This is a genomic window from Cryobacterium sp. Hh11 (genome assembly GCF_004404045.1).
GTDB lineage: Bacteria > Actinomycetota > Actinomycetes > Actinomycetales > Microbacteriaceae > Cryobacterium > Cryobacterium levicorallinum.
This window is the reverse complement of record NZ_SOHF01000015.1, coordinates 1-16,025: the sequence shown is the minus strand read 5'-3', so window position 1 is coordinate 16,025 and position 16,025 is coordinate 1. Positions and strand designations below refer to the sequence as shown.

Sequence of the window (16,025 nt, the reverse complement as noted above, 5' to 3'; positions counted from 1 at the left end):
GCATGCTGTCGATCATTGTTTTCTCGGCACTGGCGGTCATCGCGCTCGCCTCGGGAATCGCCGTCTTCCGCGTCGACTCCATGGCGCGGGCAACCTACGCCCTGGCTGTGTCCTTCGTCGCCGTCGGCGTGATGTTGCTGATGTTTGATCTCGACTACATCGGCGTCATCACGATTCTCATGATGGTGATGGAGATGGCCATCATGGCGATCTACATGATCATGTTCATGGGGATGAACCCTGCTCTCATGCCCATGAGCATGGTGCATAACAAACGGTGGTCGGCGATCCTCGCCGTTGGCACCTTCCTCCTGCTGGCCGGTGGCGCACTGCTCATACCTTGGCCGGCACACAACGGTTCGCCGGCCGCCGACCTGACCGCATCCCTCGGCGAGGCAATCATGGGATCCAAGATGCTCGTGATGCTTACCGTGAGTCCGATTCTGTTCGCCACGATCGTCGCTGCCCTCGTGCTCGCAAGCCCTAGGGGCCGCTACGACCGGTGGGGCGACAATCTGGATCTTCCCACTCCTGACGACCCACAGCAGGGCGGGTTGGGGCGATGACCCTGCAGCTCGTCCTTATCGCTGCCGCGGCACTGTTCTGCGTCGGGCTCTACGGCGCGCTCTCCCAGCAAGTCGTTGTCATGGTGATGATGGGGTTGGAACTCATGCTCAACGGCGTTATCCTCGCGGTCGCCGCATTCTGGTGGTTTTTGACACCGGTCCCGGACGGGCAGGTTCTCCTGCTCGTGGTGATCGCGGCGATGACCGTGGAAATGGCGATGGGGTTCGCCGTTGCCACTCTCCTGCATCGTTCCCGGGGATCAGACATGACCGACTCGGCAACGGACCTCGCCGGATGAGCGCCGCAGCAGTAAGCGCATTGGGCGTTACGGCGCTGTGGCTTCTGGTCAGTCTGCCCGCTCTGGCGGGAATCGCGCTCTGCGTCACGGGGCGGCGAGCAAACCTGGCCGCAGTTCCGGTGTCGCTTGGCACCGCTGGTCTCACCGTCGCGATGGCGTTCGTCGTAGCTTCCGTCCGCCCGTCCGTCGAAGTCCCATTCGTGGCCGGAGCTCGGTTCGGACTCGCCGTCGACGGGCTGTCGGCAGGCATTGTGCCGACGGTCGCGGTTATCACCCTCATGGTTCTGGTCTTTGCAGCCGCTGAGGGAACGGAATCGCCGGCGCGCTTCCACGGGCTGATGCTCATCTTTGCGGCGGCCGTTGCGGTGACGGCGACCGCCACCACGATTCCCGCTCTGTTGTTCGCTTGGGAGATCATGGGCGCTATGTCTTACGCGCTGATTGGCTTCCGCTGGCGGGAGGACCACCGGGTCGGTGCCGGACTGACCGCGTTCATCACGACCAGGTTCGGCGACCTCGGCCTCTACCTTGCGGCCGGAGCCGCCTTGGCGGGCGGCGCCGGGTTGGGACTCGCTGACCTGGCTGCGGCTCCCTCTCCCTGGCGTCACATCATCGCCGCGGGAATTCTGATGGCCGCATTCGGCAAGGCAGCCCAACTGCCCTTCAGCTTCTGGCTCTCCCGGGCGATGGAAGGCCCAAGCCCGGTCAGCGCCCTCCTGCATTCGGCGGCGATGGTGGCGATGGGCGGCTACCTCCTGCTGCGACTCGCTCCGCTGCTGGAGGTCACCGGCTGGGCTGCGACGACCACAGCGTGGGTGGGGGCCCTGACCGCTCTGCTGCTCGGCGCGGTCGCCGTCGCCCAGCAGGACCTGAAACAGCTCCTCGCGGCATCCACTGCAGCGCAGCTCGGTTTCGTGGTGCTGGCTGCCGGCGTCGGTTCCGCGGCGGGCGGGACGACCCACCTCATCGCTCACGCTTCAACGAAAGCGCTCCTGTTCCTCGCGGCGGGCGCCTGGCTCGCGGCGCTCGGTACCAAGCAACTGCCAGCGCTCCGGGGCGCCGCTCGCCGATGGCCGCTGGTCGGAGTGACGTTCGCCGTCGGCGCCCTGTCCCTGGCCGGAATAGCCCCTCTGGCCCTGTGGGCGACGAAGGATCAGCTCCTGGCCGGTGCCTTGGAAACCAGTACGGCCCTGTATGTCGTGGGCTTGGCAGCCGCCGCACTCGCCGCGGCATATGCTGGCAAGGCTCTCATCATCGTCTGGAGCCACCCGCTGGCGAATGCTCGCGACGAGTACGACACCGAGCAGCGCGGCACGCGGCACATCGGCGCCTGGGAACGGGTACCGCTTACCGTCCTGGCGGCGGGCGCGGCGCTCTTGGGGGTGCTCGCCCTGCCGCCGGTCGGCGACTGGGTACGGGGTGTGCTCGGAGCAGAATCAGATCCGCGGCCCGGCGGGTTCGAACTGGTCGGCTCGGCCATACTGGCACTTCTCGTGCTCGGTTTGGTGGCCTGGAAGCGGACGCCTCGGCCTTCCTGGGCCGCGAACTGGTTGGGGCTCGAGCGGGCGACCCGGGTCGTGTTCGTTGACCCGGTGCTTCTTGTGAGCCAACGACTCGCCCATTTCGATGACGCAGTGCTTGATCGCGGAATCCACACAGCGGCGCGTACAGCGCTGCGCGGCGCCCGTCGACTCGGCTGGTTCGATGACCACGGGCTCGATGCGGCAGTGACTGCGGCGGCGCGCGGCAGTATCGTCACCGGTTCCGCTGCTGCCTGGGCAGACACCGACGGTGTGGATGCGGCAGTTGAGGCTATCGCCGGTACCGCGCGCCGGTTCGGCATGATCGCCCGGCGTCCCCAAACGGGCCAACTGCATCAGTATTACGCGCAAATCACCGTCGTTCTCGCTGCCGCCGTCATCCTTCTTCTCGTTCTCCTTCTTCCTGTTATGAGGTAGTCCATGCTCAGTCTTGTCGTCTTTCTGCCGGTACTGGCCGCGGTGATTCTCGTTGTCGTGCCCCGGGTTCCGGACCGGGCCGCCCGGTGGGCCTGGCTGGGAATCGCTCTTGCCGATCTGGCGCTACTGGTGGGAATGTGGATCGGCTTTGACAGCCCGAAACCGGGTGCACTCGCGTACGAGGAACGGCTGCAGTGGATGCCGAGTGTTGGCAGTAGTTACCACCTCGGAGTGGACGGCCTGTCCCTGCCGTTGCTCACTCTCACCGCCGTGATCTTCGCCGCCTGCGCGGTCTACGCCCTCAGGGAGAGCGACCGGCCCAGGCCGCAGGCCGCTCTCTTTCTGTTTCTCCAGTCGGCCTGCCTCGGTGTGTTCGCCGCGCAGGACCTGATCTTGTTCTTCGTCTTCTTCGACCTGTCACTGGTCGGCATGTACTTCGTCATCGCCGGTTGGGGCCATGGTAACGCCGCGCGCTCGGCGCTGAAGTTCTTCCTGTACACGTTCCTTGGGTCTCTGGCCCTGCTGCTCGGTTTCATCGGCTTGTACCTCGGCGCCGACCCGCACACCTTCGATATGGTCGAGCTCGCCCAGTCTCCCCCCTTCCAGAACAACCCCGTTGCGGGGGGCTTCGTGCTCGCCGCCATCCTCATCGGCCTCGCGATCAAGACACCCACGTTTCCGTTCCACACCTGGCTACCACCGGCTCACACCGATGCCCCCGCCATCGGCTCTGCCGTGCTGGCCGGCGTGCTGCTGAAAATGGGCACCTACGGTTTCGTGCGCATCGCCATGCCCCTGCTTCCCGACGCGTGGCGATCCTGGGCCTGGATCATCGTCGTCGTCGGCATCGTGTCGGTGCTCTATGGCGCGCTCGTTGCCCTGGCCCAGACCGACGTTAAACGGATGATTGCCTACACGTCGGTCAACCACATGGGCTACATCGTTCTGGCCGTCGGCGCCGCTGGCGTCGTCAGCGACAGCTCTGCCGAGGCGCAACAGCTCGCCGTCACCGGTGCTGTCGTGCAGATGGTCAGCCACGGACTGATCACCAGCGCGCTTTTCCTCCTCGCTGGCGTGCTGTACGAACGACGAAAGAGCTACGATCTCAACGCTTTCGGCGGGCTCGCGGCACCGGCACCCAGGTACGCGGCATTCTTCGCCGTCGCCGCATTCGCGTCCCTCGGACTGCCCGGCTTCAGCGGATTCATCGCCGAATTCCAGATTTTCGCCGGCAGTATTGGAACCGTACCGCTGAGCCTGCTCGCACTCCCCGGCATCCTGATTACCGCGGCGCTGTTTCTCCTCGCGTCGCAGCGCCTGCTCACGGGCAAAACGCGCGGGTTATCTACCGGGTTTAGCGACCTGAACTCAAACGAGACACTCTCCATCGGCTCGCTGCTGGTTCTCTCGGTAGTCATCGGGGTGTTCCCGCGATTCCTACTCGACATCATCGAACCCGCAGCATCCGTCGTCGTCAACCTGGTCAGCCGTTAGTTGCCCGTGAACGTAGCACTGGACACTCTCGCCCTTTTGCCGGAAGTTTTCGTTCTCGCCGGGGCGATCGTCGCGCTCCTCGCCGGGTCGTTCCTCCCCCGGAACCGCCAAGTCGCGACCCGGTGGATCGCCATTCTGGCGCTGATGGCGAGTGTGGTCGCGGCGGCAGTCGGGATGATGCAGCCGTCGACGACGATCTTCGAAGCGAGCTTCGCCGTGGACATCGGCTCCGGTTTCGGTCGAATCATCATTGCCCTAGCAACGATTTTCGTTATCGTGCTCGGAATCGAGGAGCTCAGTGGTGCGCGCCGGGAAAGCGAGACCTACGCCCTGCTGCTGCTCGCCGCCCTCGGTGCCATGCTCCTGTGCGGCGCGAGCGACCTCCTCATCCTCGTGACCGGATACCTACTCACCTCGATCCCGTTATATGCCCTGATCGGAATGAGTCGTTCTCCTGGTGCCGCCGAGGCGGCGATGAAAACGTATCTGCTCGGAGCCTTGCTCGGAATCATGATGATGCTGGGCGTCAGCGTGCTGTTCGGAGTCGGCGGAGGTACCTCGTACCGTCAGCTGGCGCTTGCTCTGGTCGATGCTCCGGCTGCCGCCGTGGCCATGGGGGTCGTCGGGGTGCTCGGCGCCCTGATGTTCAAGGCTGGCGGTGTGCCGGGACACTTCTGGATTCCGGACGCGACGCAGGCGTCCGGCACGGCTGTCGCAGCCTTCCTCACCACCGTTCCGAAGATCGGCGCTCTCATTGCGGCCTACCGGCTGCTCGATATCATTCCGGGAAGCATCGACTGGCCGCTGTTGGTCGGCCTTCTCGCCGCTGCCAGCATGACGCTCGGAAACTTTGCCGCATTCTGGCAAGACGACGTTCGCCGGCTGCTCGGCTGGTCAACCGTGAGCCAGGTCGGCTACCTCATGCTGCCGCTCGCGGTCGCCGGGCGCAGCGACCTCGCCCTGCCATCGCTGCTGCTCTATCTCGCAGGCTACGCCGCCACCAACCTCACCGCCTTCGCGGTGGTCGCGGCACTTCCCACTCGCCGCACCCTCACCGACTATCGCGGGGCAGCCAGGACCCACCCCTGGCTTGCCGGCGCCCTCATCGTGAGCCTGCTCGGCCTTGTCGGAACACCCCCGACCATCGTGTTCATCGGCAAACTCACCACGCTCGCCGCCGCTTGGGACGGAGGCCTCGTCTGGCTCGTGGTCATCGCCGTGATCAATAGCGTGGCGAGCCTGTTCTATTACCTGCGCTGGCTGGCACCGATGTTCTCCCGCGCTGTTGCACTTCCACTTTCCTCGTCGGCTGCGTCACCGGCCGCTGCCACAGCACGTGTGCGACGCCGCTGGGCAGCTGGCTCCGCCGTCACGGGAGCAGCATCCGTACTCATTCTCGGCATCGTCGCCGGCGGCATCCTCTCAATTGCCGGCTCTCCCCTTGCCCACTGAATGCGACAGTCTCTGCATGTCACGCGAGATCCAGGCCCCCCTGCGAGGCTTGACGAGGCCCCCGCGCATTGAATCTGGATTCAGAAACTGTCCCGGTGCATAGTTTCAAAACGCCAAGATGCGTGTCTGCTACTATTTGCGTATGGATGCAGATAAGCAGATATGTGGTCGTCTTCCCGAGAGTGACTTCGTAGAACTGGCCGTAGAGATCTTCTCGATGCTGGCGGATGCCACCCGGGTACGTATGATTGTCGCGCTTCGAGACGCGGGAGAGCTGTCGGTGAATCATCTTGCCGATATCGTCGACAAGACTCCCGCGTCGGTGTCGCAGCACCTGGCGAAAATGCGCCTGGCGCGCATCGTCTCGACGCGTCAAGAGGGCACGCGCATCTTTTATCGCCTCGAAAACGAGCATGCCGCGCAGCTGGTGCGCGACGCGATCTTCCAGGCCGAGCATAGCCTCGGAGGCACGCCTCGCCACCACCACCCCGACCTCGCAACGACAGGCGGAGAGGCTACCAGCGCATGACGAACACGCTATTGGACGCGCCAATCCGAACGGGCGGCCGCGTACTCGCGAAGCCACCATCGATCTTCCGCACGGGCAGCTGCCTACCCGAGGTGCGCTGGGCCGGCCTCGCGCTGCTGCTGTTTCTCATCGCCTGGCCCCTGCAACTCGCTGGCGCACCCGCACCCGTATGGTGGACGATCTATCTCGCGTGCTACCTCGCCGGCGGGTGGGAGCCGGCATGGGCCGGGATCTCAGCCCTGCGCGCCAAGGTCCTCGACGTGGATCTACTGATGATCGTCGCCGCGATCGCCTCAGCATCCATCGGCCAGGTTTTCGACGGCGCTCTCCTCATCGTCATCTTCGCCACGAGCGGAGCGATCGAAGCCCTCGTCACCCAGAGGACCGCCGACTCAGTCAGCAGCCTGCTCTCCCTGGCGCCCGAACAAGCCAGCCGCCTCACCCGATCGGCGACCGGTAACGACCTCGTCATCGTCGACACGGCAGACCTCCGTATCGGGGACCTCATCCTCGTCCGTCCCGGCGAGCGGATCGGAGGCGACGGCATCGTCATCGAGGGCATCAGCGAGGTCGACCAGGCCGCCATGACGGGAGAGTCAGTTCCCGTGCGCCGCGGGCCCGGTCACAACGTGCTCTCCGGCACTGTCAACGGCACTGGAGCCCTGACCGTGCAGATCACGAGCCCGGCAAGCGAGTCGGTCATTGCCCGCATGGTGTCCCTCGTCGCCGAAGCATCCGAGACGAAGTCGACCCGTGCGCTTTTCGTAGAGAAGGTCGAGCAGCGCTACTCCCTCGGCGTGGTCATCGCGACCCTCGTCGTGTTTGCGCTGCCGCTGCTGTTCGGCGAGGATTTTCGCGGCGCCCTCCTGCGCGCGATTACTTTTATGATCGTTGCGTCCCCGTGCGCGGTTGTCCTGTCAACGATGCCTCCGCTGCTGGCTGCGATCGCCAACGCCGCTCGCCACGGCATCCTCGTCAAGTCCGCCACCGTAATGGAGGCGATAGGGCGTACTCAGCTGGTGGCCTTCGACAAGACCGGAACCCTCACCGAAGGTGCTCCTATCCTCGTCGAGGTCAGCCCCGCCACTGAGCGCAGCGCGCAGGCGGTCTTAAATCTCGCCGCTGCGGTCGAGCACCACAGCGAGCATCCCCTCGGTCGCGCAGTCGTGCGCGCTGCCGAAACAACGGTGACCCCGGCGAGTGATTTTCGGGCCATTCCCGGACAAGGTGTCCAAGGCAGTGTCGACGGACAAGTCGTGCGTGTCGTGCAAGCGCGTGGCGAACGCACCGGCACGATCGGTACGGTCGTCGAAGTAATGGTCGACGGCCAACTCGCCGGAACCCTGACCTTGGAGGACGCGCTCCGCCCGGACGCCGCAATAGCGGTCGCTCGAACGGCAGCCATAACCCAACACCCGGTTCACCTACTCACCGGCGATAACCAGCGCACCGCGGCCGATATCGCGGCTCGCACTGGCATTACCGAAGTGCGCTCCCGCCTGATCCCCGAAGACAAAGCGGCCATAGTGCGGAGGCTCGAGGGCGATGGTATCCCGGTGCTGATCATCGGTGACGGCGTAAACGACGCCCCCGCCCTCGCGTCGGCCAGCGTAGGCATCGCGATGGGACGCCACGGCTCTGACCTCGCGCTGGAGACCGCCGACGCCGTAATCATTCGTGACGAACTCGCTGCGATTCCGAGCGTCATCGAACTCTCGCGGAAGGCGCACCGGTTTGTCGTGGCCAACCTCGTCATCGCGGGGACTTTCATAGCCGTACTCGTCACCTGGGACCTCATCTCGACGCTGCCCCTCCCCCTAGCCGTGGCCGGCCACGAAGGTTCCACCGTGATCGTGGCCCTCAACGGTCTGCGACTCCTTGGCACAAAAGCCTGGCGCCAAGCTCCGACTCCAAGCCGCCCGCTGGAACAGATGGTCACTGCCCCGGAGGACACCCCTCATGCTTGAGGTCCTGCGCAACCGAACCTATCGCCGACTGTTCAGCGCGCAGATCGTGGCGCTCATCGGCACCGGACTGCTCACCGTGGCCCTGGGCCTGCTCGCGTTCGACCTGGCCGGCGGCGACGCCGGCATCGTGCTCGGCATCGCGCTGACCATCAAGATGCTCGCCTATGTCGGCATCGCCCCGGTGATCTCCGCGCTCACCGCCCACGTCCCGCGAAAGACCCTGCTCGTTTCAGCGGATGTGCTCCGCGCGATCGTCGCACTTTCGCTACCATTCGTCACCGAGGCCTGGCAGATTTATGTACTCATCTTCGTGCTTCAGGCTGCCTCGGCAACCTTCACCCCGGCATTTCAAGCTCTGATTCCGGAGGTTCTGCCGGAGGAAAGTGAGTACACCCGGGCCTTGTCGCTCTCCCGACTGGCATATGACCTCGAGTCGCTGCTGAGCCCGATTCTGGCCGCCGCGCTGTTGACCGTGATCAGCTACCATTCCCTATTCGTGGGAACCGTGGTCGGATTCGTCGGCTCCGCCCTGCTCGTGCTCTCGGCCACATTGCCGGCCCACCGAGCATCCGTTCCGGCGCCCTTTTGGGAGCGCCTCACCCGAGGCGTCCGCGTCTTTGGGCGCACGCCGGAACTGCGGGCCCTGCTCGCGATGAATATGGTCGTCGCCGCCTCGACCGGCATGGTCATCGTGAACACCGTCGTGCTCGTGCAGAGCCACTTTGGTCGCGCCCAGTCCGACTTTGCGATCGCCCTGGCGTGTTACGGATTCGGGTCGATGCTGGTCGCACTGGCGTTACCACGGGTACTCGACCGCTTCACCGACCGCCGCGTCATGCTGCTCGGCTGCGCCGTTCTACCTATCGGACTCATCGCCCTGGCCCTCGTTGTTCTCGCTCCGGCGACAGCCGTGACTTGGTCTGGTCTGCTCGTGATCTGGTTCGCACTTGGCGCCGCCACCGCGCTGATCCTCACCCCATCGGCCCGCTTGCTGCGCCGTTCCTCCGACGAGACCACTCGGCCCGCGGTCTTTGCCGCACAGTTCTCGCTGTCCCACGCCTGCTTCATCGTGACCTATCCCCTAGCCGGAGTACTCGGCGCCCTGCTCGGCCTCGCCCCAACAGCCCTTCTGCTGGCCGCGCTGGGAACGGCAGCAGCGGTCACTGCCGCCCGCGTCTGGACCCCATCAGCACCCATTCGCGACACCAAATCACCGGCCGTGACAGCCTGACGCGACGGTCGACCAACATGGGTATTCAAGTTGCCAAACTCACGGTGAGGTACTCTGCGACTAGTGCAACCAATCAATCGACTGTGAGCTAATGACGAGAATGGAGGTGGCATGCCGCTGAATCGCAGTGCGCGCACGATCGTCCCCGCCGTTCCTTTCTCCTTCTTCATAACGCTCCTCGCGTTGGCGGCGCTAGTGGCCGGCCTATTCGCCGTTCATTCAGCGGCCACCGGTCGTGATCTTCCGACGCCGCTGCTGTCATCAGCATGGTCGGTGTCAGCCGGTGACCTCGCAGTGGGCACGATTGGTCTCGTCGAGGCCGCTCCGGAGTCCGTTCTGGTATCGTCGAGCGCCCACTATGGGACAAGCGATGGCACGTGGCTCACCCTAACCTGCGTTCTTCTCCTTGGTCTTGTTGCATTGGTCTTCTGGACCGCGATATCGACGCTAACTCGGCAACTCTTCCCCGCCGCAGTCGTAACTCGCATTACCGCGCACGCCATCGCTTCGCCGGTTCCCAGCCCTAGCCTCACTCTGCTTTCAGTCAGTCGCGTCTAGACCCGATTTTGCGCCCGAGCCATGAAATGGCTCCTGCGTTGGCGGTGACCCGTCCACTCGGTTTCTAATCAGGTGCACGCGTGGATTCTCAACCCTTCATGAGCGCTCGAGCAGTCACCCTGGGCTAAATTCCTGCCACCTTGTTCGATTCGACCGGGCGCATCGCCGTAATCTCACCGCGTCACCATCACGTGATTTCAACGGTGATCACCGTTCGATTTTCCCATTTTCCCTTCTCGATAGGCTGAAAAATATGAGCACCAAGAGCAATAAAAGAACCAAAAGCACCAAGAAACGTACCTCTGGCACCCCAGCCGCACCAACTTTCGTGCGCTCTGGGCTTGCACCGGGCTTGTTGGGAGCGTTGGTGCTCTTGGCCGGGTTCGTGCTCATCGATGGGGAAGGCTTCACCATCATCCGATACGCCGTCAGTATTCTCGCGCTCATCCTCTGCGTCTTTGTTATTCAAGCCAAAACGTGGTGGTGGCTGGTGCTTCTGGTACCCATTGCGGTGCTCTGGAACCCGGTCGTGGTGATACCGCTCGAAGGCAGGGGCTGGCTCGCAGCCCAGTTCATCGCAGCCCTGACTTTCGTCGTCGTCGGCATTCGCAACAAGGTCCCGGTTCGTCGCGAATGACCCGTGTGCCAGCCATTATCAATTTGTTCTCACCGGCCACACTAACCAGGCGAACGGTGGTCGGAGCCGGGCTCTCCGCCGCGGCGCTTCTTGCTCTTGCCGCGTGCAGCCCGCAGCCACAATTGCTATCGCCGCAGTCCGCTGCCGTTCGGGCTGCGGAGAAACGTAGGCTCTCGTCGGGGAATTCAGTCAAGGTCGAGCTTCGAGCCAGCGAGACCACCGTCGATCTGGCCGGCACCCTCGCCACGACCTGGAGTTACGGCGCACTTCCGGCCGCAACGATTCGTGCCACCCAGGGTGATCTGATCACGGCCCGCGTCGTGAACGAGCTGCCCGAAGCGACGACGGTGCACTGGCACGGCATCGCACTACGAAACGACATGGACGGTGCACCCCATCTCACCCAAGATCCGATCCCTCCACAGTCCGAGTTCAACTATCAATTTTTGGCGCCCAATGCCGGCACGTACTGGTTTCACCCGCACGTTGGAACCCAGCGCGACCGGGGCCTCTTGGGCGCATTCATCATCGAAGACCCGCACGAACCGTTGGTCTATGACGACGAATGGGTCGTCATTCTCGATGACTGGATCGATGGGGTGAACGCCACACCTCCCGAAATACTTGCCGAGCTCTCCCAAGGCATGCGCGGCGCATCGAACAGCCAGAGCAACATAATGCAGAATGCGAGATCCTCTCTGCTCCGCGGGCACGCCGGTGATGTGAAATATCCGCACTACCTCGTCAACGGTCGGCCTGCCGCCGATCCGGAGACTTTCCGTTCGCGTCCGGGGGCGCGCATTCGCATCCGGTTGATAAATGCTGGCGGTGACACCGCCTTTCGCGTTGCCCTCGGGTCACACCGGATGACCATCACTCACACCGATGGATACCCGGTCGAGCACGTTGACGTCAACAGCATCCTGCTCGGAATGGGCGAACGCTACGACGTGCTCGTCACGCTCGGCGACGGTGCCTTTCCCTTCGTCGCCGAGGCAGAGGGAAAAAGGGCCCGTGGGTTTGCAGTTGTTCGAACCGCGTCGTTGGCCACGGCACCCTCCTCAAACGTCACGGTGTCCGAACTCACCGGACAGGTCGGAACAGCCGATCAGCTCGTCGCCGACGCGGAGTTCGCGCTGCCCATCAAAGATATCGACCGACAACTGACCGTGCGTCTCACGGGCGGCATGGCAAGCTACGACTGGGCGCTCGACAAACGCCCATTCAATATGGACAAGCCACTCGACAACGCTCGAATCATCCGTGCCGGTGAACGCGTCGGGATCGATTTCGTGAACACAACAACAATGTGGCACCCGATGCATTTACACGGACACACCTATCAGCATCTGGGCGGCGGTCCCCGCAAGGACACCTCCATTGTGGTTCCCGGGCAAACACTCTCCGTCATTTTCGACGCGAACAACCCGGGACAGTGGATGCTGCACTGCCACAACGTCTATCACTCCGAATCAGGAATGATGACGACGGTCGCCTACGAAAAATAGTGCGTGATCCACTATTCATCGGTCCCGCTGAACCTACATTCAGGATTCCCAGCTGGCCATGCGATACCGTGAGAGTTGACATGGGCAGTCCACTCTTGGGCTGAGAACAAAGCAGAAGGTAACATGACGCTGGTTCGCGCGGTACGACGGATAGTCGCACCCGTCTCTCTGTCGCCTTTCGTTTCGCTGCTGGCCCTTGCCGCCCTGCTTTTTGCTGTTTTCGCGTTCCATTCCGAGGCCACTGGGCATGCCATGCAAGCGGTTCCCGCTGCGTCGGCAGCGGCCAGCCAACAGGCAAACGTTATGGGCGTGGCGGCTGTCGCCGCCACATCCGTTGTTGATGCGATCGCCTCCGGTAGCCGTGATGGAACGCTCGATTGCGCGCTGTTCGTGATGACGTGCATGCTGCTGCTCACCCTCGTCATCATGCTTTTCGTGACTCGGCTTCCGGCCATGCGTCGGCGTCTGCTCGATACCGGTGGCGTCACTCTGGGATCATGGCGCAGCGTTGGCTTACCGATTCACCGTCCCAGCCTCACCCTTCTGTCGATCAGTCGCGTTTAGACCGTTATGGAGTTCCGAGCCAGTACCTGGCAGTGGAACTTTGCCTCGCCATCGGCCGCATTGCCGCTCCGCCGTAATGCCGCCATGTCGCTCATCTGAGCTGGTCAAGACTTCGGCGTCCCGATTATCGATTGAAGGAAACATAATGAACTCATCTCTTACGCGTCGCACATTTCTCGGCGCTTCCCTGGCCACAGCGGCCACAGCAGCACTGGCATCCTGCTCACCATCACCGGCGGCGAAGACGGTCGATCGCATCCTGCCAACGGATCGGCTGGTTTCACAGTACGAAGATTCTCGCTCCTCGAACGGAACAACGGTCACGCAGAAGCTCAGCGCCGGGGTATTCGACACGACCGTCGCTGGCATCGCATTGAGCACCTGGGGATACAACGGAGCGGTCAACGGGCCCGTTATCCGCGCGAAAACGGGGGATACGCTCAACGCCCAGGTCGCCAATGCGCTCGCGGAATCGACGAGTGTGCACTGGCACGGTTTGGCTTTGCGCAATGACGCCGATGGGGTGCCGGTTGTGACCCAACCGGCGATCAAATTTGGCGCCAACTTTGAGTATACGTTTCGACTTAACCACCCCGGCACCTATTGGTATCACTCGCACGTGGATATGCAACGCGAACGTGGCCTCTCGGGCGCGCTTATCATCGAGGACCCGCGAGAGCCTCTGCTGTATGACCAGGAATGGGTCATCATGCTCGACGACTGGCTCGACGGCATCACCGGCACCCCCGAAGACGCTCTGGACGAACTATCCATGGGTATGGACATGTCCGGAATGGATATGCCCATGACGCACATGCTGATGGGCGCCACCAGCTCCTACCTCGGCGGAGACGCCGGAGATGTGAGCATGCCAGCCCACCTCTTCAACGGAAAAGCCACGCAGGATGCGGAGGTATTCCAGAGCCGACCGGGCAACCGCATACGTCTGCGGATCATTAACGCCGCCGGAGACACCGCCTACCGGGTGGGTGTGCCGGGGCAGAGGATAACCCTGACGCACACGGACGGATTCCCCGTGCAACACGAGGATGTCGACGCGGTCGTGCTCGGCATGGGCGAACGCATCGATGCGATCCTCACCGTTCAGGACGGATACACACCACTTCTGGCCATCCCGGAGGGGAAAGATGGCCGCGCCTACGGCCTCATCAGCACCGGCAGCGGCACCGCCCCAGACGCCGCCACACTTCCGTCAACCCTGGACGGCACAGTCACCGACGGAGGGCGTCTCACCGCAGACGAATCCGTTCTCCTCACCGCCACGAAACCCGACCGCATCCACACCATGCGTCTAACCGGCAGTATGGGGAAGTATGACTGGAGCATTAATGGGCGACGCTTCGACATGAAGAAGCCGTTTGCGGGCGCCTTTGATATCGGTCTGGATGAACGCGTTCAGGTCAAGATGGTGAATGACACCGGCATGTGGCACCCCATGCACCTGCACGGACACAGCTTCCAATTGAGCAACAACGGCGCACGCAAAGACACCGTGATCGTCCGTCCAAAAGAGACCGTCACGTTTGAATTTGACGCCGACAACCCCGGACAGTGGATCGCCCACTGCCACAACGCCTACCACGCTGAACGCGGCATGATCGGACTGTTCTCCTACGTGCGTTAGCGTGGCGACCCCAACGCCGGTCGTCAATTCGATCTGAATGTGTTCGACTGACATCCAGCTAGAACAGATACCCCTAGAGGTATACTGGAGTGGTTAGGAATAACGAGAGGAATCACATCATGATGTGGGACAACGGAACGATGGGATGGTCCTGGGGGTTCGGCCTGCTAGCTATTGCCGGTGTCGCCGTGCTTATTTATGTCATTGTTCGTTTTTTGTCGAACAAATCCGGAAGCGATGACACGCGATCTGCTCCGAGGCAAGCTAATTCGGCCGGTGCCAGGCAGATTCTTGAGGAGCGGTTCGCTCGGGGGGAGCTCACTGCGGAGCAGTTGCGTGATCAGCTGCGGGTGCTCGAGGAGGGCCGGTAGTGCCCGGTCTTAGTCGCCGTAGCGCCCTGATCCTCGGCGGGGTCGGGATTGCGGCCACGGCTGTGGGCGGAACGGGTTTCTTTGTCAATCAACGGAACTCCTCGACGACGTCACCGGCTATACCGTCCGGGAGTGACCTCGTCGAGCCCCCGGAGCTACGAAGCGTCAGCGGTACTCTCACCGTTGATCTCGAGTCTTCCCCCCAGCAGGTGACCATTGCTGGTCGTGATGTGCGTGCGCTGAGTTACAACGGTGGCGTGCCCGGCCCCACACTGCGCGTTCGCGCGGGAGACACCCTCAGCGTCAGCCTGCGCAATGGGCTGGCAGATCCGAGCAACCTGCACGTGCACGGCCTCCACGTTTCGCCCGAGAACAACAGCGACAATATGTTCGTCACCGTCGCAGCCGGCGACTCCTTTGATTACCAGTACGAATTGCCCGCCAATCACCCGCCGGGCGTGTACTGGTATCACCCGCACCACCATGGTTTCGTGGCCGATCAGGTATTCGGCGGGCTTTACGGCGCCATTATTGTCGAAGACCCCGACCCCATCCCGGCCAGCCGGGAACGCGTCCTCGTTATCTCCGACATCACCCTCGATTCCGCGGGAACAATTCCAGCGGCCACAGCGATGGAGAAAATGTCCGGACGCGAGGGAGACCTCGTCCTGGTCAACGGTCAACTCACCCCCAGTATGACTTCCCGCCCTGGTGAGCGGGAACGATGGCGCATCGTAAACGCCTGCGTGTCCCGCTACCTGCGGCTGCGCCTCGACGGGCAGCAGCTGTCCCTCCTCGGAATTGACTCCGGACGGTTCGAAGCCGCGCACGACGTCGACGAGGTCGTGCTGGCCCCGGGGAACCGGGCCGATCTTCTCGTCACCGGCACGGCCGGCACCTCCGTGCTGCGTACCCACACCTATGACCGAGGTATGTCCGGCGGAATGATGATGGGAGGCGGAAGCTCCGCTGGAGCCGACGACGTCGCGCTGGCCTCCTTTATCGTGACCGGTGACGACGTCACGACAGTCGCCGCTATACCCGGCCAGCCCGTTCCACGAGACCTTCGCACGGCTACCGTAACCGCTCGACGCGAGTTGATCTTCGCGATGGGAATGGGCGGGGATATGGGCGGGGACACGGGCAGTGGCATGGGTGGAAACATGGATGGCGGCATGGGCGGAGGAGTGGGTGGGGGCATGATGTCAGCCACGATCAACGGCCAGGTATTCGATGCCACCCGGGT

General features: G+C 63.2%; 14 protein-coding genes. All 14 read left to right on the top strand.

The features are described from left to right. Positions 1 to 2 precede the first annotated feature (2 nt). Complete coding sequence (locus E3T46_RS05480; RefSeq protein WP_134577762.1) at positions 3 to 566, top strand: NADH-quinone oxidoreductase subunit J; 564 nt, start codon at positions 3 to 5, stop codon at positions 564 to 566. Beyond that, a complete protein-coding gene (gene nuoK, locus E3T46_RS05475) occupies positions 563 to 865 on the top strand; it encodes an NADH-quinone oxidoreductase subunit NuoK (protein ID WP_104131416.1) in 303 nt (100 codons plus the stop codon). The genes E3T46_RS05480 and nuoK overlap by 4 nt, the downstream gene beginning before the upstream one ends. Continuing rightward, positions 862 to 2,823, top strand: a complete 1,962-nt coding sequence (locus E3T46_RS05470; protein ID WP_134577761.1) for a proton-conducting transporter membrane subunit — start codon at positions 862 to 864, stop codon at positions 2,821 to 2,823. The genes nuoK and E3T46_RS05470 overlap by 4 nt, the downstream gene beginning before the upstream one ends. 3 nt (positions 2,824 to 2,826) lie before the next feature. Beyond that, entirely contained in the window at positions 2,827 to 4,317 is a 1,491-nt protein-coding gene (locus E3T46_RS05465) for an NADH-quinone oxidoreductase subunit M (RefSeq protein WP_134577760.1), read from the top strand. A gap of 6 nt (positions 4,318 to 4,323) precedes the next feature. Next, a complete protein-coding gene (locus E3T46_RS05460) occupies positions 4,324 to 5,769 on the top strand; it encodes an NADH-quinone oxidoreductase subunit N (RefSeq protein ID WP_241980478.1) in 1,446 nt (481 codons plus the stop codon). 142 nt (positions 5,770 to 5,911) lie between these two features. Further along, on the top strand, positions 5,912 to 6,298 hold the full coding sequence (locus tag E3T46_RS05455) for a metalloregulator ArsR/SmtB family transcription factor (protein WP_134577759.1): 387 nt from the start codon (positions 5,912 to 5,914) through the stop codon (positions 6,296 to 6,298). Next, positions 6,295 to 8,265 carry a heavy metal translocating P-type ATPase gene (locus tag E3T46_RS05450; RefSeq protein ID WP_134577758.1) on the top strand — a complete coding sequence of 657 codons (1,971 nt, stop codon included), beginning with the start codon at positions 6,295 to 6,297 and terminating at the stop codon, positions 8,263 to 8,265. Before E3T46_RS05455 ends, E3T46_RS05450 begins: the two co-directional genes overlap by 4 nt. Beyond that, complete coding sequence (locus E3T46_RS05445; RefSeq protein ID WP_134577757.1) at positions 8,258 to 9,496, top strand: MFS transporter; 1,239 nt, start codon at positions 8,258 to 8,260, stop codon at positions 9,494 to 9,496. The genes E3T46_RS05450 and E3T46_RS05445 overlap by 8 nt, the downstream gene beginning before the upstream one ends. A gap of 811 nt (positions 9,497 to 10,307) precedes the next feature. Further along, on the top strand, positions 10,308 to 10,691 hold the full coding sequence (locus tag E3T46_RS05440; protein ID WP_134577756.1) for a DUF6804 family protein: 384 nt from the start codon (positions 10,308 to 10,310) through the stop codon (positions 10,689 to 10,691). Then, positions 10,688 to 12,199 (top strand): multicopper oxidase family protein, encoded by a 1,512-nt coding sequence (locus E3T46_RS05435; RefSeq protein WP_134577755.1) that lies wholly within the window; start codon positions 10,688 to 10,690, stop codon positions 12,197 to 12,199. The genes E3T46_RS05440 and E3T46_RS05435 overlap by 4 nt, the downstream gene beginning before the upstream one ends. A gap of 123 nt (positions 12,200 to 12,322) precedes the next feature. Further along, complete coding sequence (locus E3T46_RS05430; RefSeq protein ID WP_134577754.1) at positions 12,323 to 12,763, top strand: hypothetical protein; 441 nt, start codon at positions 12,323 to 12,325, stop codon at positions 12,761 to 12,763. Positions 12,764 to 12,908: 145 nt separating this feature from the next. Next, positions 12,909 to 14,408, top strand: a complete 1,500-nt coding sequence (locus E3T46_RS05425) for a multicopper oxidase family protein (protein ID WP_134577753.1) — start codon at positions 12,909 to 12,911, stop codon at positions 14,406 to 14,408. A gap of 119 nt (positions 14,409 to 14,527) precedes the next feature. Beyond that, complete coding sequence (locus E3T46_RS05420; RefSeq protein WP_134577752.1) at positions 14,528 to 14,779, top strand: SHOCT domain-containing protein; 252 nt, start codon at positions 14,528 to 14,530, stop codon at positions 14,777 to 14,779. Positions 14,780 to 15,036: 257 nt separating this feature from the next. After that, the coding region (locus E3T46_RS05415) for a multicopper oxidase domain-containing protein (protein ID WP_241980477.1) at positions 15,037 to 16,025 on the top strand (989 nt) is incomplete at its 3' end.